This window comes from Pseudomonas sp. MF5691 (genome assembly GCF_016405645.1).
GTDB lineage: Bacteria > Pseudomonadota > Gammaproteobacteria > Pseudomonadales > Pseudomonadaceae > Aquipseudomonas > Aquipseudomonas shahriarae.
In genome coordinates this window covers 142,002-167,337 of record NZ_JAEKDC010000008.1, presented here as the reverse complement: position 1 = coordinate 167,337, position 25,336 = coordinate 142,002, and the positions used below count along the sequence as shown (strand labels likewise).

The 25,336-nt window shown below is 62.0% G+C and carries 26 protein-coding genes; 13 read left to right on the top strand and 13 right to left on the bottom strand.

Features of this window, described 5'->3' with window-relative positions; genetic code table 11:
- Window positions 1–57 precede the first annotated feature (57 nt).
- The 4 genes from JFT44_RS14125 to cysZ all read right to left on the bottom strand — a co-directional run bounded on the left by JFT44_RS14125 (window position 58) and on the right by cysZ (window position 3,679).
- The gene (locus JFT44_RS14125) at window positions 58–474 is read right to left on the bottom strand and encodes a hypothetical protein (protein ID WP_169960577.1); all 417 of its coding nucleotides are present in this window, start codon (window positions 472–474) and stop codon (window positions 58–60) included.
- A 116-nt stretch (window positions 475–590) separates the two neighbouring features.
- On the bottom strand, window positions 591–1,769 hold the full coding sequence (locus JFT44_RS14120; protein ID WP_198792282.1) for a glycosyltransferase family 1 protein: 1,179 nt from the start codon (window positions 1,767–1,769) through the stop codon (window positions 591–593).
- 78 nt (window positions 1,770–1,847) lie between these two features.
- Complete coding sequence (locus tag JFT44_RS14115) at window positions 1,848–2,825, bottom strand: cytochrome-c peroxidase (RefSeq protein WP_162947782.1); 978 nt, start codon at window positions 2,823–2,825, stop codon at window positions 1,848–1,850.
- A 98-nt stretch (window positions 2,826–2,923) separates the two neighbouring features.
- Window positions 2,924–3,679 carry a sulfate transporter CysZ gene (gene cysZ / locus JFT44_RS14110; RefSeq protein ID WP_029295586.1) on the bottom strand — a complete coding sequence of 252 codons (756 nt, stop codon included), beginning with the start codon at window positions 3,677–3,679 and terminating at the stop codon, window positions 2,924–2,926.
- 294 nt (window positions 3,680–3,973) lie between these two features.
- On the opposite strand from cysZ, the gene trxB reads away from it, so the two are divergent.
- Window positions 3,974–4,936, top strand: a complete 963-nt coding sequence (trxB, locus tag JFT44_RS14105; RefSeq protein ID WP_057958322.1) for a thioredoxin-disulfide reductase — start codon at window positions 3,974–3,976, stop codon at window positions 4,934–4,936.
- Window positions 4,937–5,023: 87 nt separating this feature from the next.
- Here the strand turns inward: trxB and JFT44_RS14100 are convergent, their stop codons facing one another.
- From JFT44_RS14100 to JFT44_RS14080, 5 genes are all read right to left on the bottom strand, one after another.
- Window positions 5,024–5,362: a HopJ type III effector protein gene (locus tag JFT44_RS14100; RefSeq protein ID WP_057437794.1), complete on the bottom strand. Its 339-nt coding sequence runs from the start codon at window positions 5,360–5,362 to the stop codon at window positions 5,024–5,026.
- On the bottom strand, window positions 5,355–5,651 hold the full coding sequence (locus JFT44_RS14095; protein ID WP_057437796.1) for a DUF1244 domain-containing protein: 297 nt from the start codon (window positions 5,649–5,651) through the stop codon (window positions 5,355–5,357). Before JFT44_RS14095 ends, JFT44_RS14100 begins: the two co-directional genes overlap by 8 nt.
- Before the next feature lie 23 nt (window positions 5,652–5,674).
- Window positions 5,675–6,046: a dihydroneopterin triphosphate 2'-epimerase gene (folX, locus tag JFT44_RS14090; protein WP_057437798.1), complete on the bottom strand. Its 372-nt coding sequence runs from the start codon at window positions 6,044–6,046 to the stop codon at window positions 5,675–5,677.
- Window positions 6,047–6,101: 55 nt separating this feature from the next.
- Window positions 6,102–6,809, bottom strand: a complete 708-nt coding sequence (gene folM / locus JFT44_RS14085) for a dihydromonapterin reductase (RefSeq protein ID WP_198830818.1) — start codon at window positions 6,807–6,809, stop codon at window positions 6,102–6,104.
- Between the two features lie 61 nt (window positions 6,810–6,870).
- A complete protein-coding gene (locus JFT44_RS14080) occupies window positions 6,871–7,431 on the bottom strand; it encodes a hypothetical protein (RefSeq protein ID WP_057958325.1) in 561 nt (186 codons plus the stop codon).
- Between the two features lie 213 nt (window positions 7,432–7,644).
- Between JFT44_RS14080 and JFT44_RS14075 the strand changes: the two genes are divergently transcribed.
- Complete coding sequence (locus tag JFT44_RS14075; RefSeq protein WP_057437810.1) at window positions 7,645–8,604, top strand: MerR family transcriptional regulator; 960 nt, start codon at window positions 7,645–7,647, stop codon at window positions 8,602–8,604.
- Between the two features lie 2 nt (window positions 8,605–8,606).
- Here JFT44_RS14075 and JFT44_RS14070 read toward each other — a convergent pair whose 3' ends face one another.
- Both JFT44_RS14070 and JFT44_RS14065 read right to left on the bottom strand, forming a co-directional pair.
- The gene (locus JFT44_RS14070; protein ID WP_115127440.1) at window positions 8,607–9,212 is read right to left on the bottom strand and encodes a hypothetical protein; all 606 of its coding nucleotides are present in this window, start codon (window positions 9,210–9,212) and stop codon (window positions 8,607–8,609) included.
- Window positions 9,213–9,270: 58 nt separating this feature from the next.
- Window positions 9,271–9,738, bottom strand: a complete 468-nt coding sequence (locus tag JFT44_RS14065; RefSeq protein WP_057437813.1) for a PAS domain-containing protein — start codon at window positions 9,736–9,738, stop codon at window positions 9,271–9,273.
- Window positions 9,739–9,841: 103 nt separating this feature from the next.
- Between JFT44_RS14065 and JFT44_RS14060 the strand changes: the two genes are divergently transcribed.
- Window positions 9,842–10,297, top strand: coding sequence for a flavodoxin (locus JFT44_RS14060; protein WP_057444540.1), 456 nt, complete (start codon window positions 9,842–9,844; stop codon window positions 10,295–10,297).
- Here the strand turns inward: JFT44_RS14060 and JFT44_RS14055 are convergent.
- Window positions 10,278–11,174, bottom strand: a complete 897-nt coding sequence (locus tag JFT44_RS14055) for a LysR family transcriptional regulator (protein WP_169990145.1) — start codon at window positions 11,172–11,174, stop codon at window positions 10,278–10,280. The genes JFT44_RS14060 and JFT44_RS14055 overlap by 20 nt on opposite strands.
- 92 nt (window positions 11,175–11,266) lie before the next feature.
- Between JFT44_RS14055 and JFT44_RS14050 the strand changes: the two genes are divergently transcribed.
- The 8 genes from JFT44_RS14050 to JFT44_RS14015 all read left to right on the top strand — a co-directional run bounded on the left by JFT44_RS14050 (window position 11,267) and on the right by JFT44_RS14015 (window position 21,691).
- Complete coding sequence (locus tag JFT44_RS14050) at window positions 11,267–11,659, top strand: CidA/LrgA family protein (protein ID WP_120731676.1); 393 nt, start codon at window positions 11,267–11,269, stop codon at window positions 11,657–11,659.
- On the top strand, window positions 11,649–12,335 hold the full coding sequence (locus JFT44_RS14045; RefSeq protein ID WP_057958328.1) for an LrgB family protein: 687 nt from the start codon (window positions 11,649–11,651) through the stop codon (window positions 12,333–12,335). The genes JFT44_RS14050 and JFT44_RS14045 overlap by 11 nt, the downstream gene beginning before the upstream one ends.
- Before the next feature lie 153 nt (window positions 12,336–12,488).
- The gene (locus JFT44_RS14040) at window positions 12,489–13,271 is read left to right on the top strand and encodes a class II aldolase/adducin family protein (RefSeq protein ID WP_057958329.1); all 783 of its coding nucleotides are present in this window, start codon (window positions 12,489–12,491) and stop codon (window positions 13,269–13,271) included.
- A complete protein-coding gene (locus JFT44_RS14035) occupies window positions 13,271–14,215 on the top strand; it encodes an alpha/beta fold hydrolase (protein ID WP_198830817.1) in 945 nt (314 codons plus the stop codon). The genes JFT44_RS14040 and JFT44_RS14035 overlap by 1 nt, the downstream gene beginning before the upstream one ends.
- 198 nt (window positions 14,216–14,413) lie before the next feature.
- Window positions 14,414–15,325: an SDR family oxidoreductase gene (locus JFT44_RS14030; protein ID WP_057958331.1), complete on the top strand. Its 912-nt coding sequence runs from the start codon at window positions 14,414–14,416 to the stop codon at window positions 15,323–15,325.
- A gap of 483 nt (window positions 15,326–15,808) precedes the next feature.
- Complete coding sequence (locus JFT44_RS14025) at window positions 15,809–17,599, top strand: DUF1302 domain-containing protein (RefSeq protein ID WP_198799883.1); 1,791 nt, start codon at window positions 15,809–15,811, stop codon at window positions 17,597–17,599.
- 30 nt (window positions 17,600–17,629) lie between these two features.
- Window positions 17,630–18,997 (top strand): DUF1329 domain-containing protein, encoded by a 1,368-nt coding sequence (locus JFT44_RS14020; protein WP_169990148.1) that lies wholly within the window; start codon window positions 17,630–17,632, stop codon window positions 18,995–18,997.
- A gap of 153 nt (window positions 18,998–19,150) precedes the next feature.
- Window positions 19,151–21,691: a LuxR C-terminal-related transcriptional regulator gene (locus JFT44_RS14015; RefSeq protein WP_057958334.1), complete on the top strand. Its 2,541-nt coding sequence runs from the start codon at window positions 19,151–19,153 to the stop codon at window positions 21,689–21,691.
- Between the two features lie 144 nt (window positions 21,692–21,835).
- Here JFT44_RS14015 and JFT44_RS14010 read toward each other — a convergent pair whose 3' ends face one another.
- On the bottom strand, window positions 21,836–22,624 hold the full coding sequence (locus JFT44_RS14010) for an IclR family transcriptional regulator (protein WP_198830816.1): 789 nt from the start codon (window positions 22,622–22,624) through the stop codon (window positions 21,836–21,838).
- 119 nt (window positions 22,625–22,743) lie between these two features.
- On the opposite strand from JFT44_RS14010, the gene hmgA reads away from it, so the two are divergent.
- Window positions 22,744–24,027, top strand: a complete 1,284-nt coding sequence (gene hmgA / locus JFT44_RS14005; protein WP_057958336.1) for a homogentisate 1,2-dioxygenase — start codon at window positions 22,744–22,746, stop codon at window positions 24,025–24,027.
- 3 nt (window positions 24,028–24,030) lie between these two features.
- Window positions 24,031–25,329: a fumarylacetoacetase gene (gene fahA / locus JFT44_RS14000; RefSeq protein WP_057958337.1), complete on the top strand. Its 1,299-nt coding sequence runs from the start codon at window positions 24,031–24,033 to the stop codon at window positions 25,327–25,329.
- Window positions 25,330–25,336: the final 7 nt, after the last annotated feature.

The following is a 25,336-nucleotide window of genomic DNA, read 5'->3' as shown; positions in this document are numbered from 1 at the left end:
AGGATGAGCCGGCTGGCCCGGCTCATCCCCATGCTTTAGCTGCGGCTGAAGGGCGGGCTATCCACCCTTGGCGGTGTTCGGAGCGTACATCAAGGGGCGCGATGCAACCTCGGGCGGTAGCGGATTATCCACCCTTGGGGCGGAAGTAAGCTGCTCAAAGGGGCGGGACTCTGCCTTAGGCTGACCCGAGCTGACTTGGCTGGGTGAGTGTGAGGGCTCTTGCGACGATATCCCCAACTGCCGCCGAAGTTGATTGCGCTGCGCTTTTTCCTGCACAGCTGTTTGATCAGGGAGGTCTGCCTCATGTGTGAGTCGATTGAATCGGTCACTGTTCAGCAGTTTCTGCTCGTCGGCGGTGAAGGGTTCGATGTCTCTGCCGTGCTTTTGCCATAAATGATCATACTGCGCGGGATCCTTCTGGCCGTTGTTCGGGGGGATGGCTGAGGTCGGTAAAGGGTTGGTGTTGATTAACATGGTTAAGACTCCATCGCATGATTGTCTGCGCAGACCTGCACGAGCCTGAATCTGCAGCCCTATCTGTATGGCGCTAGAGGGCTGATGGTTCCATGTCTAAAGTAACTGGATATACCTCACACCAGGCGCGAGCTGCCTGTATCGACAGGTTCCTCACCGCACACGCTGCGCAGTTGGTGCTCGAACTGCTCGATAATCGCCGGCCAGCCCTGGCGACTGGCATGTTGGCGGGCATTCAGGCGCATCCGGCGCAGACTCTCGGGTTCTTCCAGTAACCAACTGGCGGCATCGCAAAATGCCTCCTCGTCACCCGGCATCGCCACGGCACCACTGTAGCCATGGCGGATATGCTGGGTGGCGGCCGCCTGGTCGTAGGCCACTACGCCCAATCCGGAGGCCATGGCTTCCAGTACCACGTTGCCAAAGGTCTCGGTGAGGCTGGGGAACAGAAACAAGTCGCCTGACGCATAGTACCGGGCCAGTTCCTCGCCGCGTTGCGTGCCGCAGAAAATCGCCTCGGGGAGGCTCTTCGCCAGTGTCTCCCGCTGTGGCCCGTCACCGACCACGATCAGCTTCAAACGACGCTGTGGATAAGTCGCCTGCAACCCCTCGAAGCAGCGTTTGAGCAAGCCGAGGTTTTTCTCTGGCGCCAGGCGTCCGACATGCAAGATCGCAATATCGTCATTGCCCAGCCCCCACTGCCCACGCAAGGTGTTGTCACGCCTGGCCGGGTGGAACAGTTGGCTGTCGACCCCGCGCGACAACAGGTCCAGGCGCTCGAAGTGGCGGCGTTCCAGTTCCAGGCGTTGGCTGACGCTGGGCACCAGGGTCAGGCTGGAACGGTTGTGGAACCAGCGCAGGTAGTGGGTCAGGATGCGGCTGAGCATGCTTAGGCCGTACTGGCTGGAATACTGCTGGAAGTTGGTATGGAAACCGCTGACCACGCTGATCCCCAGGCGCCGTGCCGCGCGCAAGGCCGACAAGCCCAGCGGGCCTTCGGTGGCAATGTACAGCACGTCCGGACGCTGGCGTTTCCAGCGCCGCAGCAGTTTGTGCATCGAGGACTGGCCCCATTGCAGGCCGGGATACCCTGGCAGAGGCCAGCCGCGACACAACAGTAGGCCGTCGTCGCTGAGGCGGCTCAAGTCGCCACCCTGGCGCGGGCGCACCAACTCCACCTGATGCCCACGGGCGCGCAGGCCGTCACACAGGCGGCCAAGGGTGTTGGCCACGCCGTTGATTTCCGGTGGAAAGGTTTCGGTGATCAGGGTGATATTCAGGGAAGCTGTCGTCATGCAGCCAGTGTCGGCGCGGGCCATGTCGTCATTGTGTCATCGCAATGACGGATTTATGACGACAGGCCCGGTACTGGCTTAGTTGAACGGCGCAGGACGCGGGGTCTTGGCCGAGGACGGTGGCAGGATCGGCAGCTTGAAGTCCGGCTGGTCGCCGGTCAGGGTGTCGAGGAATGCGACAATCTGGCTGACCTCATCGGTGCTCAACTTGCGCCCCAGTTGCAGGCGGGCCATCACGTCCACGGCTTCGCTGAGGTTCCAGTAGGCACCGTCGTGGAAGTAGGGGTAGGTCAGGGCGACGTTACGCAAGGTCGGTACCTTGAACATCATCCGGTCCTGATCCTTGCCGGTCAGGCCCGCCACGCCCTGGGCCGGGTTCTGGGTGGCATAGGGTTCGACCATGCCCATTTTCTGGAAGGTGCTGCCACCGACCGCTTCGCCGTTATGGCACGCCACACAGCCGATGCTCTTGAACAGCTGGTAGCCCTGCGCCGCAGTGGCGCTGATGGCTTTTTTATCGCCCAGCAACCAACGGTCGAATGGGGCGTTGGGGGTGACCAGGGTTTCTTCGAAGGCCGCAATGGCATTGGTCACATCGTCGAACTTGATGCCGTCATCGCCATACACCTTCTTGAACGCCGCCTGGTATTGCGGGATCGAGCGCAGTACGTCCACCGCCAGGTCGTGGGTAAAGCCCATCTCGCCGGGGTTGGCGATCGGGCCGCCGGCCTGCTCCTGCAGAGTCGCCGCGCGCCCGTCCCAGAACTGCGCGACGCTCATGCTCGAGTTGAGCACCGTCGGCGAGTTGATCGGGCCCTGGTGCCAGTTATGGCCGATGGAGGTGGGCAGGTTGTCGCTGCCGCCCATGCTCAGGTTGTGGCACGAGTTGCAGGAAATAAAACCGGACTTGGACAAGCGCGGGTCGAAGAACAATTGCTTGCCCAACTCGACCTTGTTGGCATCGGTGATCTTCGCCGGTTGCACCGGCAGGATGGGTTCATTGGCGGCGGCGGCCCCCCAGGCCTCGCCGCCCAACATCAATCCGAACATCAGCATTAACGGTCTGTACACGGTGTGCTCCCCACAGGCTTATAGTTTTAATAACCATGTGCTCTGTGTGGGCAAATCGCCATGATCCAGGTCAATCGAACAGGTTAGGGCTTTTGCGCCAGCATCGTTTCGGCGCCGCGCTCACGCACCCAGAACAACGTGGCCCCGGCCACCGCCGCCGGCATCATCAGCAGGTTGACCACCGGCACCAACAGCACCAGGTAAACAATCCCGCCGAAGCTCATGCTCTGCCAGCGCTTCTGGCGCAGCCAGGCGAGCATTTCGTTCCAGCCCAGCTTGTGGTTGTCGGCCGGGTAGTCGATGTATTGGATCGCCATCATCCACACCCCGAACAGCAGCCACAGCGGTGCGGCAATCAGGTTGACCACGGGGATGAAGGACAGGATAAACAGGCCGATGGCCCGGGGCAGGAAGTAGCCCAGCTTGCGCATTTCCCGGGCCAGGGTGCGCGGGACCATGGCGAACAGCTCGGCCCAGCTGAAGGCGGGGAAATCATCGGTACCGCGCACCACCACTTCGACTTTTTCCGCGAGGAAGCCATTGAAGGGCGCGGCGATGATATTGGCGAGCATGGTGAAGCTGAAAAACACCATAAAGGCCACCAGCAGCACAAACAGCGGCCACAGGATGTAGCTGAGGAAGCTCAGCCAACTGGGCAGTGTCGGCATCAAGGTGTCGACCCACAGGCTGAACTGATGGCCAGCAAAATAAATCAACCCGACGAACAGTATCAGGTTGATCGCCAGGGGCAGCAGGACGAACAGGCGCAGGCCTGGGCTCAAGACCAGTTTCAGGCCTTCACGCAGGTATTGTGGGCCTGACAGAACGGGGGCGGGCATGGAAAACTCCGGGCAAAAGGGTAAACGCGCCGACCTTACCGGCTTTGCCGGTAGGGTGAAAGCACGGTCAGCAAGCCGACATTAACGGTAACAAACATGTTGATTAATAGGTGCCACGGCATAGAGACCGCCTATGAGCTGGATTGTTAATCCGTATTTCCTTAATCTTGCCCCCCTCTATACGCTGCACCCATTATTTTTAGGGCCTGCGAGTTAAAAAGCCTTCCCCAAGTGCTTCGCGGTCCTTTTTTATTCCAGCCGCTCTGTAGTCCGGGCGGTCGATAGGAGTGAGTCATGTCTGATACCCGTCATTCGCGAGTGATTATTCTCGGTTCCGGCCCTGCCGGTTACAGCGCTGCGGTCTACGCGGCCCGGGCCAACCTCAAGCCGTTGCTGATCACCGGCATGCAGGCGGGTGGTCAGTTGACCACCACCACTGAAGTCGACAACTGGCCGGGCGACGTCCACGGCCTGACCGGCCCGGTGTTGATGGAGCGCATGAAAGAGCACGCCGAGCGTTTCGAGACCGAAATCGTCTTCGACCATATCAATGCCGTGGACTTCTCGAAAAAGCCCTACAGCCTGACCGGCGACAGTGGCGTCTACACCTGTGACGCGCTGATCATCGCCACCGGCGCCAGCGCCCGTTACCTGGGGCTGCCATCGGAAGAAGCGTTCATGGGCAAAGGCGTTTCCGCCTGCGCGACCTGCGACGGGTTCTTCTACCGCAACAAGCCGGTGGCTGTGGTCGGTGGTGGTAACACCGCTGTCGAAGAAGCACTGTACCTGGCCAACATCGCCAGCACCGTGACCCTGGTTCACCGCCGCGAAACCTTCCGCGCCGAGAAGATCCTGATCGACAAGCTGCACGCGCGGGTTGCCGAAGGCAAGATCATCCTCAAGCTCAACGCCACCCTGGATGAAGTCCTGGGCGACAACATGGGTGTGACCGGTGCGCGCCTGAAAAACAACGACGGCAGCTTCGACGAGCTGAAAGTCGACGGCGTGTTCATCGCCATCGGCCACACTCCGAACACCTCGCTGTTCGAAGGCAAGCTGACCGCCAAAGACGGTTACCTGGTGGTGCAGGGCGGCCGTGAAGGCAATGCTACCGCGACCAACATTGAAGGCATCTTTGCCGCTGGCGACGTGGCTGACCACGTCTACCGCCAGGCCATCACCTCGGCCGGCGCCGGCTGCATGGCGGCCCTGGATGCCGAGCGTTACCTCGACGGCTTGAAAGACGCTGCTTTCTAAACCGTTGCAATGAAAAAACCGGCTGCGAGGCCGGTTTTTTTATGGGCGCGATTCAAGCAACGCCAGAGTACAGACGTGTTAACCCGATCAGCGACGGCTCAAGGGCTGGGCGCCGAACTTCACACCCGCCAACCCATGCTCGATCAACGCGCGGATATTGCCGTGATCTGTGCCCTCAGGCGTCGCCAGCACCGAACGATAGTGCTCACCAAACGCCAGCAGGGCCTCTTGGTCGCTCAAACCTTCCAGCAGCGCCAGGCCCAGGGTCTTGCACGAGCCCTCGTTTTGCCCGGCGGCGTTTTCTACACCACCGTTGGTGAAGGCCTGGGGCTGGTAGTCGTAGCCGGCAGCGATAAACGCCAGGGTGTCGGCAAAGACGTGTGCGCCGCTGTTGAGGCTGGCGCGCAGGGTGTTCAGGTCAGTCATGGGGTTTTCCTTTGGCAAACGCCGCTTGTTGTTCGGCGCTGGCTTCTTGCTGGTATTGGGCTTTCCACTCGGCGTACGGCATGCCGTAGACCACTTCGCGGGCGTCATCGAGGCTGACCTCGATCTGGCGTTCGTCGGCTTCGGCCTTGTACCACTTGGACAGGCAGTTGCGGCAGAACCCGGCGAGGTTCATCAGGTCGATGTTCTGCACGTCCTTGCGGCTGTCCAGGTGTGCGACCAGCCGGCGGAAGGCGGCGGCTTCGAGTTCCAGGCGTTGTTGATCAGTCATGGGGTTCACGCAGATTCAGGGGGTTAACGGCTGGCTGCCAGGGTGATCGACACCGACTCGGCAAAACGCAGCGCATGGGGCTTGTCGACTTCGACTTCGGCATACAGCACCGACTCATTGCTCATCACCAGGTCCAGCAGTTCCTGGGTCAGGCGTTCGAGCAGGGCAAAGCGGTTGCCTTCGACGTGGGCGATGATGGCCTTGGTGATGGTGCGGTAGTTCAAGGCGTGGTCAATGTCGTTATCGCGCACCGCGTCTTGTGCGGCATACAGGATGGTCAGGTTGATCAACACATCCTGCTTGTTGAGGATCTCCTCCTCGTTGATGCCAATAAAGGTGCGCAGACACAGGTCCTTGACCCGGATGCGCGCCATACCTGGTTGAAGTTGTGGCATTGCTACTTGCTCCGTCCAATCAGTTGCAGGAACCCCAGGCGGCTGGTGTTCGGGTTTACTTGACATGCCGCCCGCCATTGACGGTCAGGGTGGTGCCAGTCACATAAGGGTTGTCCAGCAGGTAACGCACGCTCTGGTAAATCACCTCAGGCCCGGGTTCGATACCCAATGCAGACTTGGCCAGGACCTTGGCGCGATAGGCCGCGTCGTCGCCTTCGTTGAACATCACCATGGCCGGCGAGATGCCATTGACCTTGATCCGGGGCGCGTATTGGGCGGCGAAGGACAGGGTCAGGCTGTCGAGCCCGGCCTTGGTGGCGCAGTAGGCGATATGCTGGCGGCTGCCCTTGCGGGTCACGTCGTCGCTGATGTGCACAATGTCGGCCAGCGTCGAGCAGCGCAACAAGTCAGCACAATGCAGGTTGATCAGGTACGGCGCAAGCATGTGCACGCTGAACATATCAATAAAGGCGTGGGCTTCGTCGCCAGGTGTTTCTGCGGCCCAGGTCGAGGCATTGTGGATAATCGCCCGCAGGCTATCGGTATGGCTCTTGAGTTCGCTGATAAATGCCAGGATGCCGGCCTCAGAGGAGAAGTCGGCAAACACGCCAATCGCCCCACGTTCGCGCAGGGCCTGCACGCCGGGACGCTCACTGCGATAGCTGAAGATCACCGGCTGGTTGTCGTCCAGCAGGCGCAGGGCGCAGTGCAAGCCGACACGTTGGCCGGCGCCGGTGATCAGGATCGGAGCGGGAGAAGTCATGGGAAGCTCGAGTCGCGGGCAAGCTAAAACTATACCAGCGACCGGCCTGTTGCGGATCGGCTCAAACGGTTGCTTCGGCAGGTTTTACCCGTGGCGGCGCAGGATTGAGCCAGCCTGCCAGCAAATGGGTCGACAGCGGGATGAACAGATAGACCATCAACGGCGTCAGGGCCAGGGTGCTGACCAGCACGCGGCTGAACAGGCCCAGTTCGGCCAGCAAGGGCTCAAGGCCAAAGTTGAACAGCAGCGACACCGGGAAAAACGCCAGCCAGATCGCCACGGCCTGTTTCCAGCGCGGCGGGCGTTGGCCTACGGCACCAAACCAGCCCTCCATGCCGCTGACCCGATGCTCCATAGGGTCGGCAAACAACTCGCTGCCACGGCTCAGCCAGGCGCTGCGCGAGGCCGAGAATTCCCAGGCGTGCAGGGTCTGCTCGTCGGCGAAGCGGAAGATGATCTGGAATTCGCCACCGTCGGCAGGCGGGGCAAGCACGCCGGAGCCCAGGTAACCGGGAAAGTCAGTGGCCAGTTGCTCGCCTTCACGCAGCCAGCTCATCATGTCTTGATAGCGACCTTGGGCAGCGCGGCGCGCGACCATCAAGGTGACGGGGAGGGTAGACATTGTGTATCTCCGAATGTGTGGGAGCGCTGTACCGGGTAGGTGGCGTCCCTGGCGAAACCGCGGGGTAGAGCGGCGACGCAGAAAAAACAGGCAAGGATTATTCCTGATTTGACGAAATACGCCAGCGACATTGGACGGCTGGGCAATTCCCTTGAAAAAGACAGGTATAAAAGCGTTAAATGGGATCCAACTTTGTATAGTTTTGGTCAGCCGATGCCTGTAATCACAGCACCATCCCAAGGTATTGCACCAAGCGCCCACTGTGCGGCAGATGAGTTGTTCCCGATTCGCGAAGTTGCGAGATTGACGGGTATCAACCCGGTCACGCTCCGAGCGTGGGAGCGGCGTTATGGTTTGATCCAACCGGTACGCACCGAAAGCGGGCATCGCCTGTACACGCAGAAGGATATTGAGACCGTCCATCGCATTCTGGATTGGATCGAGCGTGGCGTGGCGGTCAGCAAAGTTGGCAAGATCCTCGCGCGCGACGATTCGCAGGCCTCTTTCGTGCGCCAGTTGCAGGAAGGCGACGCAGAACACGAGTCGACTCAGTGGCAGCAGCAGTTGCAACTTGCCATCGGCGCTTTTGATGAGCTGCAACTGGAACGCCTGTACGGGCAGATTTTTGCGGCATACCCCGTTGCGGTGGTGTTCCAGGACATCCTGATGCCCCTTTGGCAACAGTTGTTGCGTCACCAGGGGCGTTTCGGCCAGGCCAGCGAATGGCTGTTTTTCGACAGTTTCCTGCGGGCGCGGATTTCCCAGCGCCTGCAGATGGCCCGTGCCGGCCGTACGCCACAGGTATTGCTGGCGGCCATTGCCGGTGAGTGCCGAGAACTGGAGTTGCTGGTGGCGGGGCTGATGCTCAGTGGTGATGAACTGGCCGTTCACGTGTTGAGCTTGGGGCATCCCCTGGATGAGTTGACGCTGATCTGCGAGAAGACCCGGCCGCAGGCGCTGGTGCTATTCTCCAACCACTCACCGACCCACGATTTGCCCAATCGGCTGGAGCGCTTGGCCCTGACCCTGGAATGCCCGCTGCTATTGGCCGGTGATGCCTCGGACATGGCCGACAAGCAACTGGCCGGTACTGCCATCGGTTGCCTGGGCAATGAGGGGCGGTTGATGCAGCGACGCTTGCAGCAGTTTCTCAGTGGAACCCTGGATACCTGAGATCAGGCATGCACTTCGGGGTGGGCCAGGCGATGCTGTTGCAGGATGAACTGGCGCAGGCGCTCGGTTTCATCCGCATCACCCTGGCTCAAGCGGTAGGCAAACAGGCCGCGAGCCGTTTCGCGCTCTAACGTGCCACGCACGGCAATCCGTTCGTAGCCGGAGGGGCTGAACCACATCGAGAACGTGCGCGGTGGTTTGCTGCGGCCGCGACACTGCACCAGCAGGCCCTTGAACGACACTTCATGCACCCACAACGCTCCCGGCTGACCCCTGACGTTTTCCAGGGCGACCGGCTCTTCAAGCACCAGGCGCCAGGGCCGGATCATCGGCCCATCCTCGAAAATACTCGGCACCCCAAGACGCAAGTGCACGGCATGGAACTCGTCTTCCACCAGTTGCAGTGGAAAGGTCATTTGCTGGTTATCGAACTGCGCCTGGATCGTCACCTGCTCATGGGCCGCGAGGCGCGTAAGCAGGTCGCGGATCTGCGCGCCACCGTTGACCGTCAGGCTCGACGACACATCCCGCACATTCAGCTGCGGGTTGTGGTGCATGTTCTGGATGAAATCCAGCTCGTCCTGGGTCAAAAGCGCGTCGCGTTGCATTGATGTGGCTCAAGGAAATGCGTGATTAAACTGATTATCACCCTAAAGACCATATTTTCTAAAGTTTGTTAGATCCGCTCGTCGCCCGGAGCGTTGCCAACTCGGCCGTAAGTGCTGCTACCTGGGCTTCCAGCTGGGTCACACGCTGCTGGGCCTTGACCTGAACCGTGACATCTTTCTGCACGCCGACGAAGTAAGTCTGCTGATCGGCCTGGTTATAAACCGTCGATAATGACAGTTCATTCCAGAAATGCGTGCCGTCCTTGCGGTAGTTGCGCAGGATTTCCCGGCATGCGCCGCCACTGTCCAGGGCTTCGCGAATGGCCATCAGGGCCGGCTGGTCGCGGTCACCCGATTGCAGGAAGCGGCAATCCTGATAAAGGACGTCGTCTAGGTTGTAGCCGGTCATGCGTTCGAAGGCGGGGTTCACGTAAATCAGCGGTTTGTCCTTGCCTTCCCGTTCCGCCACGACAATCCCGTCGTTGGAGGCATTGACCACCATTTGCATGAGCTTGGCGTTGATCATTGAGCGATCCATAGCGTGTTTGTGGATTTCTTAGTGTAGGGCAACCCACCCGGCTGCCAACTGTTAATATCCCAGGTTTTCACTCAACTACAGGATCAGATTGATGAAAGTCGCCATCCTTTCCGGCTCGGTCTATGGCACGGCAGAAGAAGTTGCCCGCCACGCCATGGGTATCCTCAATGCAGCCGGTTTCGAGGCCTGGCATAACCCGCGGGCGACCCTGGCCGATGTGCAGGCCTTCGCCCCGGACGCCTTTCTGGCCGTCACCTCCACCACCGGCATGGGCGAACTGCCGGACAACCTGATGCCGCTGTATTCGATGATCCGCGACCAACTGCCCGCCGCCTGGCGCGGTTTGCCTGGCGCGGTGATCGGCCTGGGCGACGCCAGCTACGGCGACACCTTCTGTGGCGGCGGCGAGCAGATGCGTGAGCTGTTCGGCGAATTGGGCGTGCGCGAAGTCCTGCCAATGCTGCGCCTGGATGCCAGCGAAAGCGTCACCCCGGAAGCTGACGCGGAGCCATGGCTGGCAGAGTTGGTCAGCGCACTGCGCGGCTGATCGGGTATTCGCGCAGCAGCGCCAGCCAGGCCAGGGCGGCTTTCGACAGATAGGCGCCCTTGCGCCAGATAAAGGCGATATCCCATCGTAGGAATTGCGGTGCCCTGAGTGTCAGGCGCACCACGCCGGGCCGTTCCAGCCCACGTGCGACCACGCTGGGCAGCAGCACCACGCCCTGGCCGGCGGCCACCAGTGCCACCAGAAAGTCCGCCTGGCCACTGCGCCCACTTTCCCGGGGTGTGAAGCCCAGTTGCTGGCAGGCCTGGAGTAGCCGGTCATTGAGCACAAAGCTGCGCTGGTACATCAAAAATGGCGTGTCGGCCAACTCCTCCAGGCCAATCTCTGTGTGCTGCGCCAGTGGGTGGTCCACGGGCAGCAGCGCATCCAGCGGTTCATCACAGAAGGTTTGCCAGGCGAAAGCCGGATCGGTGGGCAGCAGGCTGCCGCCGACGTCCAGCTCACCCGCGAGGATCGCCTGCTCAATATTGCGGCTGCCGCCCTCGAGCAATTGGATGCTGACATTGGGGTAGCGCCGGCGATATTCGGCAAACAGCCCGGCAAACAGGGTGTCGCCCCCCAACTGCGGCAGGCCCATGCGCAACTCGCCACGGGTGAGTTGATTCAAGTCGTCCAGCTCGCTCAGCAGCTCGGTTTGCAGGCGCAACATGGCTTCGGCCCGTTGCAGCACCACCTGCCCGGCGGCGGTCAGGCGCACCTGGGAGCCAATGCGGTCGAGCAGCGGCGTGCCCAGGCTTTGCTCCAGTTGCGCCACTTGCTTGCTCACGGCGGACTGGCTGATATGCAAGGTTTTCCCGGCCTGGGTAAACCCGCCACGGTGGACCACTTCGATAAAGCTGCGCAGTTGTTTGAATTCCATTGCGGTAATTCCTATTTGGAATGGCTTGCAGTCTAACAATTCGCTTCGGGTATGCCACGCGGCTCTTTAAAATGAAGGCCTGCGAGGAACCTATGTCTACTAAACGCTTAACCTTCAAACATCTGGGCCGGCTGCTGGTTGAGTTGCTGGTATTGCTGGCGATTTACTTGCTGGGCTGCCAAGTGGCCGTGTGGCTGGCCTGGCCGATCCCTGGCGGGGTGATTGGCCTGGGCTTGCTGTTGCTGGTGTTCGCCAGCGGCCTGATCAAACCGGCGGCCCTGCAATTGGGCGCTGGCCTGCTGATGGCAGAGATGCTGCTGTTCTTTATCCCGGCGCTGATGAGCCTGCTCGATTACGGCGGCCTGATGCGCCATGACGGCTGGCGGATCATGCTGGTGATCGCCCTCAGTACCCTGATGGTGATGCTGGTCACGGCGTTTACCGTCGAACTGGTCTGCCGCTGGAAGTTGCGCCATGAAGCTTGAACTGATGCCGCTGTTCTGGCTGGCCCTGACCCTGGTGGCCTATGGTTTCAGCCGCTGGATCTATCGGCGTACCGGGCGCTACCTGCTGTCGCCACTGATTCTGGTGCCCGCGCTGCTGCTGGCGGTGGCCGTGCCACTGAACACCGCCTATGCCGAGTACTCCACCGACACCCATTGGCTGATGCTGGTACTGGGGCCGGTCACGGTGGCGTTCGCCATTCCGATCTGGCAGCAGCGCCAGTTATTGATGCGGCACTGGTCGGCGTTGCTGCTGGGGATGCTGGCGGGTAGCGCGGCATCCATTGGCACCTCATTTGGCCTGGCCAAGGCCCTGGCCCTGGACAGTTCGGTCACGATGTCGTTGGTGCCACGCTCGATCACCACGCCCTTTGCCATGCCCCTGGCCCATGACTTGGGCGGTGTACCGGAGCTGACGGCAGTATTTGTGATGTTCACCGGTGTGTTCGGCGCCATGCTCGGTGGGGTACTGCTCAAGTGGTTGCCGCTGCGCAGTGCCCTGGCGCGGGGCGCGTTGTTTGGCGTGGGCGCCCACGGTGCGGGCGTCAGCCGTGCCCATGAAGTGGGGGGCGAGGAGGGCTCGGTGGCCGGACTGGTGATGGTCCTGACCGGTTTGCTCAACCTGTTTGCCGCGCCTTTATTGGCGTCGCTTCTCTGACACCTTGTTGTACAAATATGAACTATCCTCGTAGTTGACTCGCTCGGTCATCAAGCTGGCTGCCAACGCAACTACGGCTGCCCCGAGGTCTGACTAGACTGGCCCATCACCCTAAAAAAATAATAAGAACACCACCGCGTCGAGGTCATTGCCGTGAGCCTAGCCCCCGTTCAATCGACACAGAGTGTGAAAGACCAGGTCAGCGCCGCCGAATGGCAGGCCCGTATCGACCTGGCCGCCTGCTATCGCCTGGTAGCCCTGCATGGCTGGGATGATCTGATTTTCACCCATATCTCGGCCAAGGTGCCGGGCACCGAAGACTTCCTGATCAACCCGTTCGGGCTGATGTTCCACGAAATCACCGCCTCCAGCCTGGTCAAGGTCGACCAGGCCGGCAACAAGTTGATGGACAGCCCCTACGAGATCAACCCGGCCGGCTACACCATCCACAGCGCGGTACACGAAGTACGCCACGACGTGGTCTGCGTGCTGCACACCCACACGGCGGCCGGCGTGGCCGTGTCGGCGCAGAAGCAGGGCGTGCTGCCCATCAGCCAGCAATCGCTGTTCGTGCTGTCGAGCCTGGCCTATCACGCCTACGAAGGCGTAGCGCTGAACCACGAGGAAAAGGCCCGCCTGCAGGCCGACCTGGGGCCGAACAATTTCCTGATGCTGCACAACCATGGCCTGTTGACCTGCGGTGCGACCATCGCCGATACGTTCCTGATGATGTTCACCTTCCAGCGCGCCTGCGATATCCAGGTGCTGGCGCAAAACGGCGGTGCGGAATTGATCGCCATCGAGCCGCAGATTCTGGCGGGGGCCAAGGCGATGATTGCGGGCGTGACCAAGAGCGCCCAAGGCATGGGCGGCGCGCTGGCCTGGCCGGCATTGTTGCGCAAGCTGGACCAACAAGACCCAGGATACCGACTCTGATGCCACTGGCCGAGATCCCCCTGAGCGCCTGGCGCAAGCGCGGGCAGAGTTTTGTCTTTCGCGGGCAGACCCTGCGTTATTGGGTGGCCGGGCAGGGCGAGCCCTTGCTGCTGATCCACGGTTTCCCCAGCGCCAGTTGGGACTGGCATTACCTCTGGCAGCCCCTGGCCCAGCGTTGTCAGGTGATCGCCTGCGACATGCTCGGCTTCGGCGACTCGGCCAAGCCCCTGGACCACACTTATTGCCTGCTGGAACAGGCCGACCTGCAACAGGCGCTGCTGGCCCATCTGCGGATTCAACAGCCGGTGCATGTCATGGCCCATGACTACGGCGACAGCGTGGCCCAGGAACTGCTCGCCCGGCACTACGAAGGTCGCTTTCAACTGGCCAGTTGTGTATTTCTCAATGGCGGGCTGTTCCCCGAGACCCACCGCGCGGCGCTGGTACAAAAACTCTTGCTCAGCCCCCTGGGGTGGATGATCGGTCGCGCATTCGGGCGCAACGCCCTGGCCGACAGCTTCAAGCAGATCTTCGGCCCCGACACCCGTCCCAGCGAAAGTGCCCTGGATGATTTCTGGAGCCTGATCGAAAACAACGACGGCCCGCGGATCCTGCACAAACTCATCGCCTACATTCCCCAGCGCCGTCGCCAGCGTGAGCGCTGGGTGGCGGCCATGCAGCGCGGCGAAGTGCCGTTGCGGGTGATCGATGGCGAAGTCGATCCGATCTCCGGCGCGCACATGGTCGCGCGTTACCGCGAGTTGATACCGGACGCCGACACGGTGTTGCTGGCCAATATCGGCCACTACCCGCAGATCGAAGCGCCGGTGCAGGTGCTCAAGCATTACCTGGCATTTCGCGACGGCATCGGCAACAGCAAAGACCCGCTATGGGAACTGGCTTGTGTAGGAGCTGGCTTGCCTGCGATGGGTACACCTCGGTAAATCAGTTGTACCGAGGTGATGCAGTCGCAGGCAAGCCAGCTCCCACATAAGCCAACTGCCACACAAGCTATCTCCTGCATCAGTTCAATCATCCCCGTGCCTTATTGCGCACCATTCACCCCCGCCCGTATTTATTGTGACCGCAAGCCCGGTGCCTGACACTCAAGCCATCGTCCACTGTCTTCGCTGGAGTTCCCTATGAGTGAGTCTGTGCAGTTCCAAGATAAAGTCGTGATCGTCACCGGGGCCGGGGGTGGTTTGGGCCGTGCCCATGCGCTGCTGTTCGCCAGGCACGGGGCCAAGGTACTGGTCAACGACCTTGGCGGCTCGACTCAGGGCGAAGGCGCCAACGCCTCGGCGGCCGACCGCGTAGTGGCCGAGATTCGTGAGGCCGGCGGCATTGCCGAGGCCAATCACGATTCGGTGACCGACGGCGAAAAGATCGTGCAACACGCCCTCGACGTGTTTGGCCGCATCGACGTGGTGGTGAACAACGCCGGGATCCTGCGGGACAAGACCTTCCACAAGATGGAGGACAGCGACTGGGACCTGGTGTACCGCGTGCACGTCGAAGGCGCCTACAAAGTGACCCGCGCCGCCTGGCCACATATGCGCGAGCAAGGCTACGGCCGGGTGATTTTCACCGCGTCCACTTCAGGCATCTACGGCAACTTCGGCCAGTCCAACTACGGCATGGCCAAGCTGGGCCTGTATGGCCTGACCCGCACCCTGGCGTTGGAAGGGCGTAAGCACAACATCCTGGTCAACGCCATCGCGCCCACTGGCGGCACGCGGATGACTGAAGGGTTGATTCCGCCGCAGGTGTTCGAGCGACTCAAGCCCGAGCTGGTCAGCCCGCTGGTGGTGTACCTGGGCAGCGAGGCCTGCCAGGAAACCTCGGGGCTGTTTGAAGTGGGCGGCGGCTGGATCGGCAAGACCCGCTGGGAACGCAGCCTGGGCGTAGGCTTTGATCCTGAGGCTGGCTTCTCGCCAGAGGATGTGGCGGCGCACTGGCAGCAGATCTGCGACTTTGAAGGGGCGGCCCATCCCAAGGACAATATCGAAGCCTTGAAAGAGATGATGGACAACCTGCAGAAGTACAGCCTGTGATCGTTACCTGAAAAACATTTAATCCTGCGGGGCGCTGAGAGCGCCCCGCTTTGTTTCAGGCATAAAAAAGGCCGCTGCAAAAGCAGCGGCCGAAGTAAGACGTTGGATCAAGGAGCTACAAATCAACGTCAGTGAACACCGTTAACAGACTGAAAATAAGCTTCAATCCATCCAAAACTGGCTTTCGTGAAGCAGGCTGTTTGCCTTGAAAGCCCGGCAAGAATAGTCCGTTGTAACAGAATGAAAAACACTGATTCAGGACAAGGACTGTTACCAAAACAACAACAGTGGCGCCCCTGCCGGGCGGGGGTATCCATTCTCTTGATGGCGTTCCATCCACTGCGTCCATAGCCCCGCCGATACCCACGCTAGAGCCTGCGCTAATCCTTTCGAGCGACACAACGAATACCTCCTTGGTGCGCTTATCGCTCCTGCTGGCGGGCAGTAGGGTGGGGCCTTCTGTCACACCACCGGGGAAGACGCATGACAAAAACAACAATGCGCGCCATCTTCAGGCCACAGGCGCTGGCCGCTGCGGTTGCTTTGGGCTGCTGCGTTCAGGCGCAGGCTGTTTCATTCAATATCGGCGAGATCGAGGGGCAATTCGATTCATCGCTGTCGGTCGGGGCCAGTTGGGGCATGCGCGATGCCGACCGCAAGCTGGTGGGGACGGTCAACGGCGGCAGTGGCCAGGCTTCCACCGGGGATGACGGGCGCTTGAACTTCAAGAAGGGCGAAACCTTCTCGAAAATCTTCAAGGGCCTGCACGACCTGGAACTCAAGTACGGCGATACCGGTGTGTTTGTGCGGGGCAAATACTGGTACGACTTCGAACTCAAGGACGAAGACCGCGAGTTCAAGCCGATCAGCGACCACAACCGCAAGGAAGGCTCCAAATCCAGCGGTGCGCAGATCCTCGATGCCTTCGTCTATCACAACTATTCCCTGGGCAACCTGCCGGGCACCGTGCGCGCCGGTAAACAGGTGGTCAGTTGGGGCGAAAGTACCTTCATCGGCAACTCCATCAACAGCATCAACCCCATTGACGTCTCGGCCTTCCGCCGGCCGGGCGCCGAGATCAAGGAGGGCCTGATTCCAGTCAACATGCTGTTCGCCTCCCAGGGCCTGACCAACCAACTGACCGTGGAAGGCTTCTACCAGCTGGAATGGGACCAGACCGTGCTGGATAACTGCGGCACCTACTTTGGTGGCGACGTGGCGGCCGATGGCTGCACCGACAACTACACCGTTGGCAGCCCGGCGATCCGCCCGCTGCAACCGGTCGCTGCCGCGTTCGGCCAGGGCTTTGGCGTAACCAATGAAGGGGTGATCGTACGCCGCGCCGCCGACCGTGACGCCCGGGATTCCGGGCAGTTCGGCATGGCCTTGCGCTGGTTGGGCGATGACACCGAGTACGGCCTGTACTTCATGAACTACCACAGCCGCACGCCGACGGTGGGCACCCTCACGGCCAACACCAACCTGGCGACCATCGGCAATATCATCAATACCGCCAACGGCATTGCTCCCGGCAGTGGCGCCGGCCTGGCGCAGAGCGTGATGCTCGGGCGCGGCCAGTACTACCTGGATTACCCCGAAGATATCCGCCTGTACGGCGCCAGCTTTTCCACGACCCTGCCCACCGGCACGGCCTGGACCGGGGAAATCAGCTACCGCCCCAACGCCCCCGTGCAACTCAACACCACTGACCTGACCCTGGCCCTGGTCAACCCCATCGCCGGTAACGCCGCGTCGCCAATCAGCAGCTCATTCGGCGCCGACAACATCGGCTACCGGCGCAAGGAAATTACCCAGTTCCAGACCACCCTGACCCAGTTTTTCGACCAGGTGCTGGGTGCCGAACGCCTGACCGTGGTGGGCGAGGCGGCCATCGTGCGGGTCGGCGGGCTGGAGAACAAAACCAAGCTGCGCTACGGCCGCGATTCGGTCTATGGCCAATACGGCTTTGGCGGTGACACCGACGGCTTCGTCACCGCGACCTCCTGGGGTTATCGCGCCCGGGCGATCCTCGACTACAACAACGTGATCGCCGGGATCAACCTCAAGCCCAACCTGTCCTGGTCCCATGACGTCAAGGGCTACGGCCCCAACGGCCTGTTCAACGAAGGGGCCAAGGCGCTCAGCGTCGGGGTCGATGCGGACTACCGCAACACCTACACCGCGAGCCTGAGCTACACCGACTTTTTTGGCGGTGACTACAACACCCTGACCGACCGTGACTTCCTCGCCCTCAGCTTCGGCGTGAACTTCTGATTCGGCTAAAAAAGAACAAGGACAACAACCATGCGTAAGACGATTTTGCAGTGCGGTGTGCTGGCCCTCAGCCTGTTGGCCGCCAACGTGATGGCCGCGGTGTCACCGCAAGAAGCCGCCAAGCTGGGGACCACCTTGACCCCGGTGGGTGCGGAGAAGGCCGGTAACGCCGATGGCTCGATCCCGGCCTGGACCGGCGGCATCCCGAAAAACGCCGGTGCGGTGGACAGCAAGGGCTTTTTGGCCGACCCGTTTGCCAATGAAAAACCGCTGTTCGTGATCACTGCGGCCACGGTCGACAAGTACAAGGACAAACTCTCGGACGGCCAGGTGGCGATGTTCAAGCGTTATCCCGAGACCTACAAAATCCCGGTCTACACCACTCACCGCACGGTCAACCTGCCCGACGATATCTACGAGTCGATCAAGCGCAGCGCGCTCAACGTCAAGTCGATCAACGACGGCAACGGCCTGGAAAACTTCACCGGCAACCGCTACTACGCCTTCCCGATTCCGAAGAATGGCGTCGAGGTGTTGTGGAACCACATCACCCGTTACCACGGCGGCAACCTGCGGCGCATCATCACCCAGGCCACACCGCAGACCAACGGCAGCTACACGCCGATCCGCTTCGAAGAAGAAGTGGCGGTGCCGCAACTGATCCCGGACATGGACCCGACCAAGGGCGCCAACGTGCTGACCTTCTTCAAGCAGTCGGTCACCGCGCCCGCCCGCCTGGCGGGTAACGTGCTGCTGGTGCACGAAACCCTCGACCAGGTGAAGGAACCGCGCCTGGCGTGGATCTACAACGCCGGTCAACGCCGCGTGCGCCGTGCACCGCAAGTGGCCTACGACGGGCCGGGTACCGCGTCCGACGGCCTGCGCACCTCGGATAACTTCGACATGTTCTCCGGCGCGCCAGACCGCTACGACTGGAAGCTGGTGGGCAAGAAGGAAATGTACATTCCCTACAACGCCTACAAGCTCGACTCGCCATCCCTTAAATATGACGACATCATCAAGGCCGGCCATATCAACCAGGACCTGACCCGCTATGAACTGCACCGGGTCTGGGAAGTGGTCGGCACGGTCAAGCCCAACGAACGGCACATCTATGCCAAGCGCCACATGTACATCGACGAAGACAGCTGGCAAGTGGCGCTGGTGGATCACTATGACGGCCGTGGCCAACTGTGGCGCGTTGCCGAAGGCCATGCGCAGTTCTACTACAACCACCAGACCCCGGCCTACACGGTCGAGACCCTGTACGACATCATCGCCGGGCGCTACATCGCCCTGGGCATGAAGAACGAGGAGAAGAGCAGCTTTGTGTTCGGCTTCAACGCCAAGGCAGCGGACTACACCCCGGCGGCCTTGCGCGCCTCGGGCGTACGCTGACCTGAGGTTGTAAACCCAATCCTGTGCCGGGCTCACATGAAGCCCGGCTTTTTTATGCTCGGCAATCAGCCCGCTGAATACTTCTTCAACAACGCCCATTGACAGGACTACGGTAGTCCGCACGCCGCATAACAATAAAAAAGGGACGCTGTAATGACCGCCATGACTCGTCGCCTGGATCGTCCTGGATTCATGCCACGTCTGTCTTCCCACCATTTGCTGCGCCCACGCCTGGCCGAGCCGTTGCGGGGTACCGAGGCGCGGGTCCGGTTGCTGTGCGCGCCGGCCGGCAGCGGCAAGAGTGCGTTGTTGGCCGAATGTGCCCTGCAGGCCCCGGCGAGCTGCCAGGTGTATTGGTTGCCGCTCAATGGCGCGGCTTTGGCCCCGCTGGATTTCTGCCAGCGCCTGGCCCAGAGCCTGGGCCTGGCGTTTGTCGATGAAGCCAGCTTGCTGCTGGACCTGAGCCGCTGGCAAGCGCCGGCCTGGCTGTTTCTCGATGACTATTGCCGGGTGTCGGCACCGGCCCTGGATGCCTTGCTCGACCGGGTGCTGACGGCCAGCAGCCCGGCCTTGGTCTGGTGGCTGGGGGCGCGGCGCCGACCGGCCTGCAATTGGCCGCGGCTGCTGCTCGATGATGAATTGTGGGAGTGCGGCGGCACCGAGTTGGCGTTCGATCAGCGCGAGGTCCAGCAACTGCTCGAGCATCACGCCGGCGCCGGGCAGACTGCCGACAAGGTCCTGCAATTCAGCGCCGGTTGGTGCGCTGGCGTGCGTATTGCCCTGCTGGAAGGCGACAGCCATCCCGACAGCGGCGCCTGGCATGGGCGTTCCCAGACCCTGCTCGACTATCTGCAGCACGAGCTGTTCAGCACCCTGCCTGAAGAGCTGGAGGAGGCCTGGCGCGTACTGGCGCACTTGCCACGTTTTAACCAGGGGCTATGCGAACACCTGTTTGGCTTTGGCGATGGCGCCGACTACCTGCGCGAACTTCAGGCCCTGGGGGCGTTTATCGAGCCCTGGGAAGACTCGCCGGACTGGCTGCAGGTCTTCACCCCCCTGGCCCAGTTGCTGCGCGACGAACCCTGGCCGGCCCGGCGCTCTTGGCACCGGCGCGCCTGCCAATGGTTCAGCGCGGCCCAGGATTGGCAGGCGGCGTTCGAGCAGGCGCTGTTGGCCGAGGAGTACGAAGCGGCGGTGAGCCTGCTGGAGCACTTCAGTTTCGAAGACCTGTTCCGTCAGCAAAACGCCGTGTTGTTGTTGCGCCTGCATGAGCAGCACGGTGACGAGTTGATGCTCGGTTCGGCGCAACGGGTGGGGCTGGTCACCGCCGCCTTGCTGTTTGCCGGGCGTTTCGAGCAGGCCGCGCAATGTGTTGATCAACTGGCACGTTTCACCCCGCAACCCACGGCCGCCTTGCAACGGCATCTGCTGGCGCGCTGGCAGGCGCAGTGGGGGTGGTTGTTGCATCTGGGGGGCGAAGCGGTGCGGGCCCGCGCGCACTTTCTCGATGCGTTGAATGATCTGCCGGACAGCGCCTGGACGTCGCGCCTGATGTGCCTGTCCGGGCTGACCCAGCAAGCGCTGTTGCGCGGCGAACTGGACGTGGCCCAGGCCCTCAACCGCGAGGCGCTGTGCCTGGCGCGGGCCCATGGTTCGCTGCTGCTGGAGGCGCTACTGGAGCTGGATCATGCGCAACTGCTGGAGCAGCGGGGCGCACCGTACCGGGCCCAGAGCCTGCTGGAAGGCGTGCAGGCCATGTTGATCCAGCAGCGTCTCAAGACCGGGCCGCTGATGGGCCGGATTGCCTTGCGCCGAGGGCATCTGGCACTGCGCCAGGGGCATGACGCCCTGGCCACCGAATGCCTCGAAGCCGGCCTGGGCATGTGCCTGCATAGCCAGGACAAGCGCGTGCTGTATGGCTTCCTCGGGTTGGCAATGCTGGCGGCCAACCGCGGCGACTATGCCCAGGCGTTTATCCAACTGCGCGACGCCGAGCGCCTGATGCAGCGCCGACAGGTGCCCGACACGGTGTACCGGGCGGTGCTGCTGTTGCTCAGCGGGCATTTCTGGCTGCAGCAGGGGCGGGCCGAACTGACCCTGGAAGCGGTCAGCCGGGTGCTGCGCCATTATCACGGCCCCCACGCCAAGCAGGCGCCGCCGGCGACCCTGGAGTTGATCCCCCGGCTGGAGTACCTGTTGGTGCTGGCCCAGGTCAAATTGCGCCGTGCCGAGCACCCCATCCAGCGGCTCACCGCCTTGCTCGACAGCGCCCGCGAGTCTGGCATGCAGTGCCTGGAAGTGGAGTTGCAGTTGGTGCTGGGCGAGGTGGCCTGGCAACTGGGGGAGAAAGCGCTGGCAGTGCGTGCGCTGCAAACCGGTCTGGCCCTGGCGGCGCGCTGTCAGGTGCAGCAGGCGGTGCGTGAACTGCGCCTGCGCCAGCCGGGGTTGCTCAGTGAATTGGGGCTTGAACCTCAGGAGGCAGTGGCGGCGCCGGGGGAAAACCCGTTGAGCCAACGGGAGCTGGAAGTGTTGCAACTGATCGCGCTGGGCAACTCCAATCTGGAAATTGCCGACCTGTTGTTTATCTCGCTGCACACGGTGAAAACCCATGCACGGCGGATTCACAGCAAATTGGGGGTGGAGCGGCGCACCCAGGCGGTGGCCAAGGCCAAGAGCCTGGGCCTGATGGCCTGATTACTCCCAGCAACGCCGATCAACAGGTGGGAGCTGGCTTGCCTGCGATGGCGGTGTATCAGTCGCAGAATGTATCAACTGACCCACCGCCATCGCAGGCAAGCCAGCTCCCACATTAGCCCGCATGCATTCAGTTCCAGCGAGTCAGGGTTGATAACCCATCCGCCAACTCACCGCCTGGCTCGCTGCCAGTAATTGCCGGGCCGCCGGTCCATCTTCATCGGCATGGAACAACGAGGTCGGCCCCACCACCGTCATCACCGCCACCACCTGCCCCAGCGCATTGAATACCGGCGCCGACAGCGCATCGACCCCCGGCATCAGCAAACCATGCACAAAGTGCAGGCCACGCTGGCGAATCTGCTCACAGGCCTGCACATACGCCTGGTCGTCCGCCAGCGCATGGGCGATGCCGGCCTGGATCTCCTGCGCGCGCAGGTCAACGGTTTCGCGCTCTGGCAAAAACGCGCTGAACACCAGCCCCGTCGAGGAACTGAGCAGCGGCAGCACCGAGCCCAATTGCGTCACCACCGTGACCGCACGCACCGCCGGTTCGATATGCACCACGGTCGCGCCGTGGTTGCCCCATACCGCGAGAAAGCAGGTTTCATTCAACTCGTCGCGCAGATGCGCCAGGGGCAGGGTGGCGACTTTCAGTACGTCCATGCTGCCCAGCGCCGCCAGCCCCACGCGCAAGGCCTCGCGGCCCAGGCCGTAATGGTTGGTGGCCGCGTTCTGTTCGGCAAACCCCGAGGCAATCAGGGCCTGCAAGTAGCGGTGGACCTTACTGGCCGGCATCTGCACGTGCTCGGCCAGGCGCGACAGGGATGTGGCCGGCGACAGTTCGGCCAGGGCCTTGAGGATGTCGGTGCCGACTTCGGCCGAGCGGACTTTCTGTTTACCGGTGTCGCGGGGGGCGGGCGGCTTTTCCATGGAGAGCGTGTGTCCGAAAGACGAATGGCGGTCTTTATAGCTTGACGGTCGATACGGAGCAAATTACGTTATGCGTAACTGGATTACGATAAAAACAACTTCCTTACTGAGGACGATCCATGACCCTCGATTATCAATCGGGCTTTGGCAATGAATTCGCCAGCGAAGCCTTGCCAGGTGCACTGCCGGTCGGCCAGAACTCCCCGCAAAAAGCGCCCTACGGGCTGTACACCGAACTGTTCTCCGGCACCGCGTTCACCATGGTGCGCAGCGAAGCCCGGCGCACCTGGATGTATCGCATCCAGCCGTCGGCCAATCACCCGGCATTCATCAAGCTGGACCGGCAACTGGCCGGCGGCCCGCTGGGCGAGGTCACGCCCAACCGCCTGCGCTGGAACCCGCTGGATATACCTGCAGAACCCACCGACTTTATCGACGGCCTGGTCGGCATGGTGGCCAACGCCGGCGCCGAGAAGCCCTCCGGCATCAGCATCTATCACTACCGTGCCAACTGCTCCATGGAGCGGGTGTTCTTTAATGCCGACGGCGAACTGTTGATCGTTCCCGAGCATGGCCGCCTGCGCATCGCCACCGAACTGGGGGTGCTGGAGGTCGAGCCGCTGGAAATCGTCGTGTTGCCACGGGGCCTGAAATTTCGCATCGAGCTGCTGGATGCCCAGGCTCGCGGCTACGTCGCCGAAAACCACGGCGCGCCGCTGCGCCTGCCGGACCTGGGGCCGATTGGCAGCAATGGCCTGGCCAACCCCCGGGACTTCCTGACCCCGGTCGCCCACTACGAACATCTTTCGCAACCCACGCCCCTGGTGCAGAAGTTCCTCGGCGAGCTGTGGGGCTGCACCCTCGACCACTCGCCGCTGAACGTGGTGGCCTGGCATGGCAATAACGTGCCGTACAAATATGACCTGCGCCGCTTCAACACCATCGGCACGGTGAGCTTCGATCACCCGGACCCGTCGATCTTTACTGTGTTGACCTCGCCCACCAGCGTTCACGGCCTGGCCAACCTCGACTTCGTGATCTTCCCGCCGCGCTGGATGGTGGCCGAGAACACCTTCCGTCCACCCTGGTTCCACCGCAACCTGATGAACGAATACATGGGCCTGATCCAGGGTGCCTATGACGCCAAGGCCGAAGGCTTCCTGCCCGGCGGCGCGTCGTTGCACAGTTGTATGAGTGCCCACGGTCCGGATGGAGAGACCTGCACCAAGGCCATCGCCGTCGACCTGGCGCCGCACAAAATTGATAACACCATGGCCTTTATGTTCGAGACCAGCCAGGTGCTGCGCCCGACCCGCTTCGCCCTGGATTGCCCGCAATTGCAAAACACTTACGACGCTTGCTGGGCCACGCTGCCGGCAACCTTCAACCCGAATCGGAGATAAGCCATGACGCAGTCCACTCTCACCCGCAGTTGGGTGGCCTCGGCCAACGGTCACACGGATTTCCCCCTGCAGAACCTGCCCCTGGGCATCTTCAGCCACAACGGTTCGGCACCGCGCAGTGGCGTGGCGATCGGCGAGCACATTTTTGATCTGCAAGCGGCCCGTGACCTGTTTGACGGTGAAGCGCGCCGCGCCATCGACGCTATGGCGGACGGCCAACTGAACGCCTTCTTCGAACTGGGCCGCGGCCCACGGGTGGCACTGCGCGAACGCCTGCTGGAACTGCTCGCCGAGGGCAGCAGCCAGCAAGCCCAGCTGCAAGCCCTGGGCGCCCAGGTGTTGCCACTGGCCGCCGATTGCCAGATGCACCTGCCGGCGAAAATCAACGATTACACCGACTTCTACGTCGGCATCGAACACGCGCAGAACGTCGGCAAACTGTTCCGCCCGGACAACCCCTTGCTGCCCAACTACAAGTACGTGCCGATTGGTTATCACGGCCGCGCCTCGACCATCCGTACCTCCGGCACCGAGGTGCGCCGGCCCAAGGGCCAGACCCTGCCAGCCGGCCAGACCGAACCGACCTTCGGCCCGTGCGCACGCCTGGACTACGAGCTGGAACTGGGCATCTGGATCGGCCAGGGCAATGCCATGGGCGACTCGATTGCCATTGGCGATGCCGCCGAGCATATCGCTGGCTTCTGCCTGCTCAACGACTGGTCGGCCCGCGATATCCAGGCCTGGGAATACCAGCCACTGGGGCCGTTCCTGTCGAAAAGCTTTATCACCAGCATCTCGCCCTGGGTGGTCACGGCCGAAGCCCTGGAACCGTTCCGCAAGGCCCAGCCCGCACGCCCGGCCGGCGATCCACAACCGCTGCCGTACCTGCTGGACCCCCGTGATCAGGCCGCTGGCGGCTTTGATATCGAACTGGAAGTGCTGCTGACCACCGCCGCGATGCGCGAGCAGAACCTGGCGCCCCATCGCCTGACCCTGAGCAACACCCAACACATGTACTGGACCGTGGCGCAAATGGTCGCGCACCACAGCGTCAACGGCTGCCAGCTGCAGGCCGGCGACCTGTTTGGTTCGGGCACCCTGTCGGGCCCCGAGGCCGGTCAGTTCGGCAGCCTGCTGGAAATCACCGAAGGCGGCAAAAAGCCGATCGAACTGGCCTCCGGCGAAGTGCGCAAGTTCCTTGAAGACGGCGATGAAATCATCCTGCGCGCCCGCTGCCAGCGTGAGGGGTTTGCCTCCATTGGTTTCGGCGAATGCCGTGGCACTGTGGTCGCCGCGCGCTAAGGGGGCG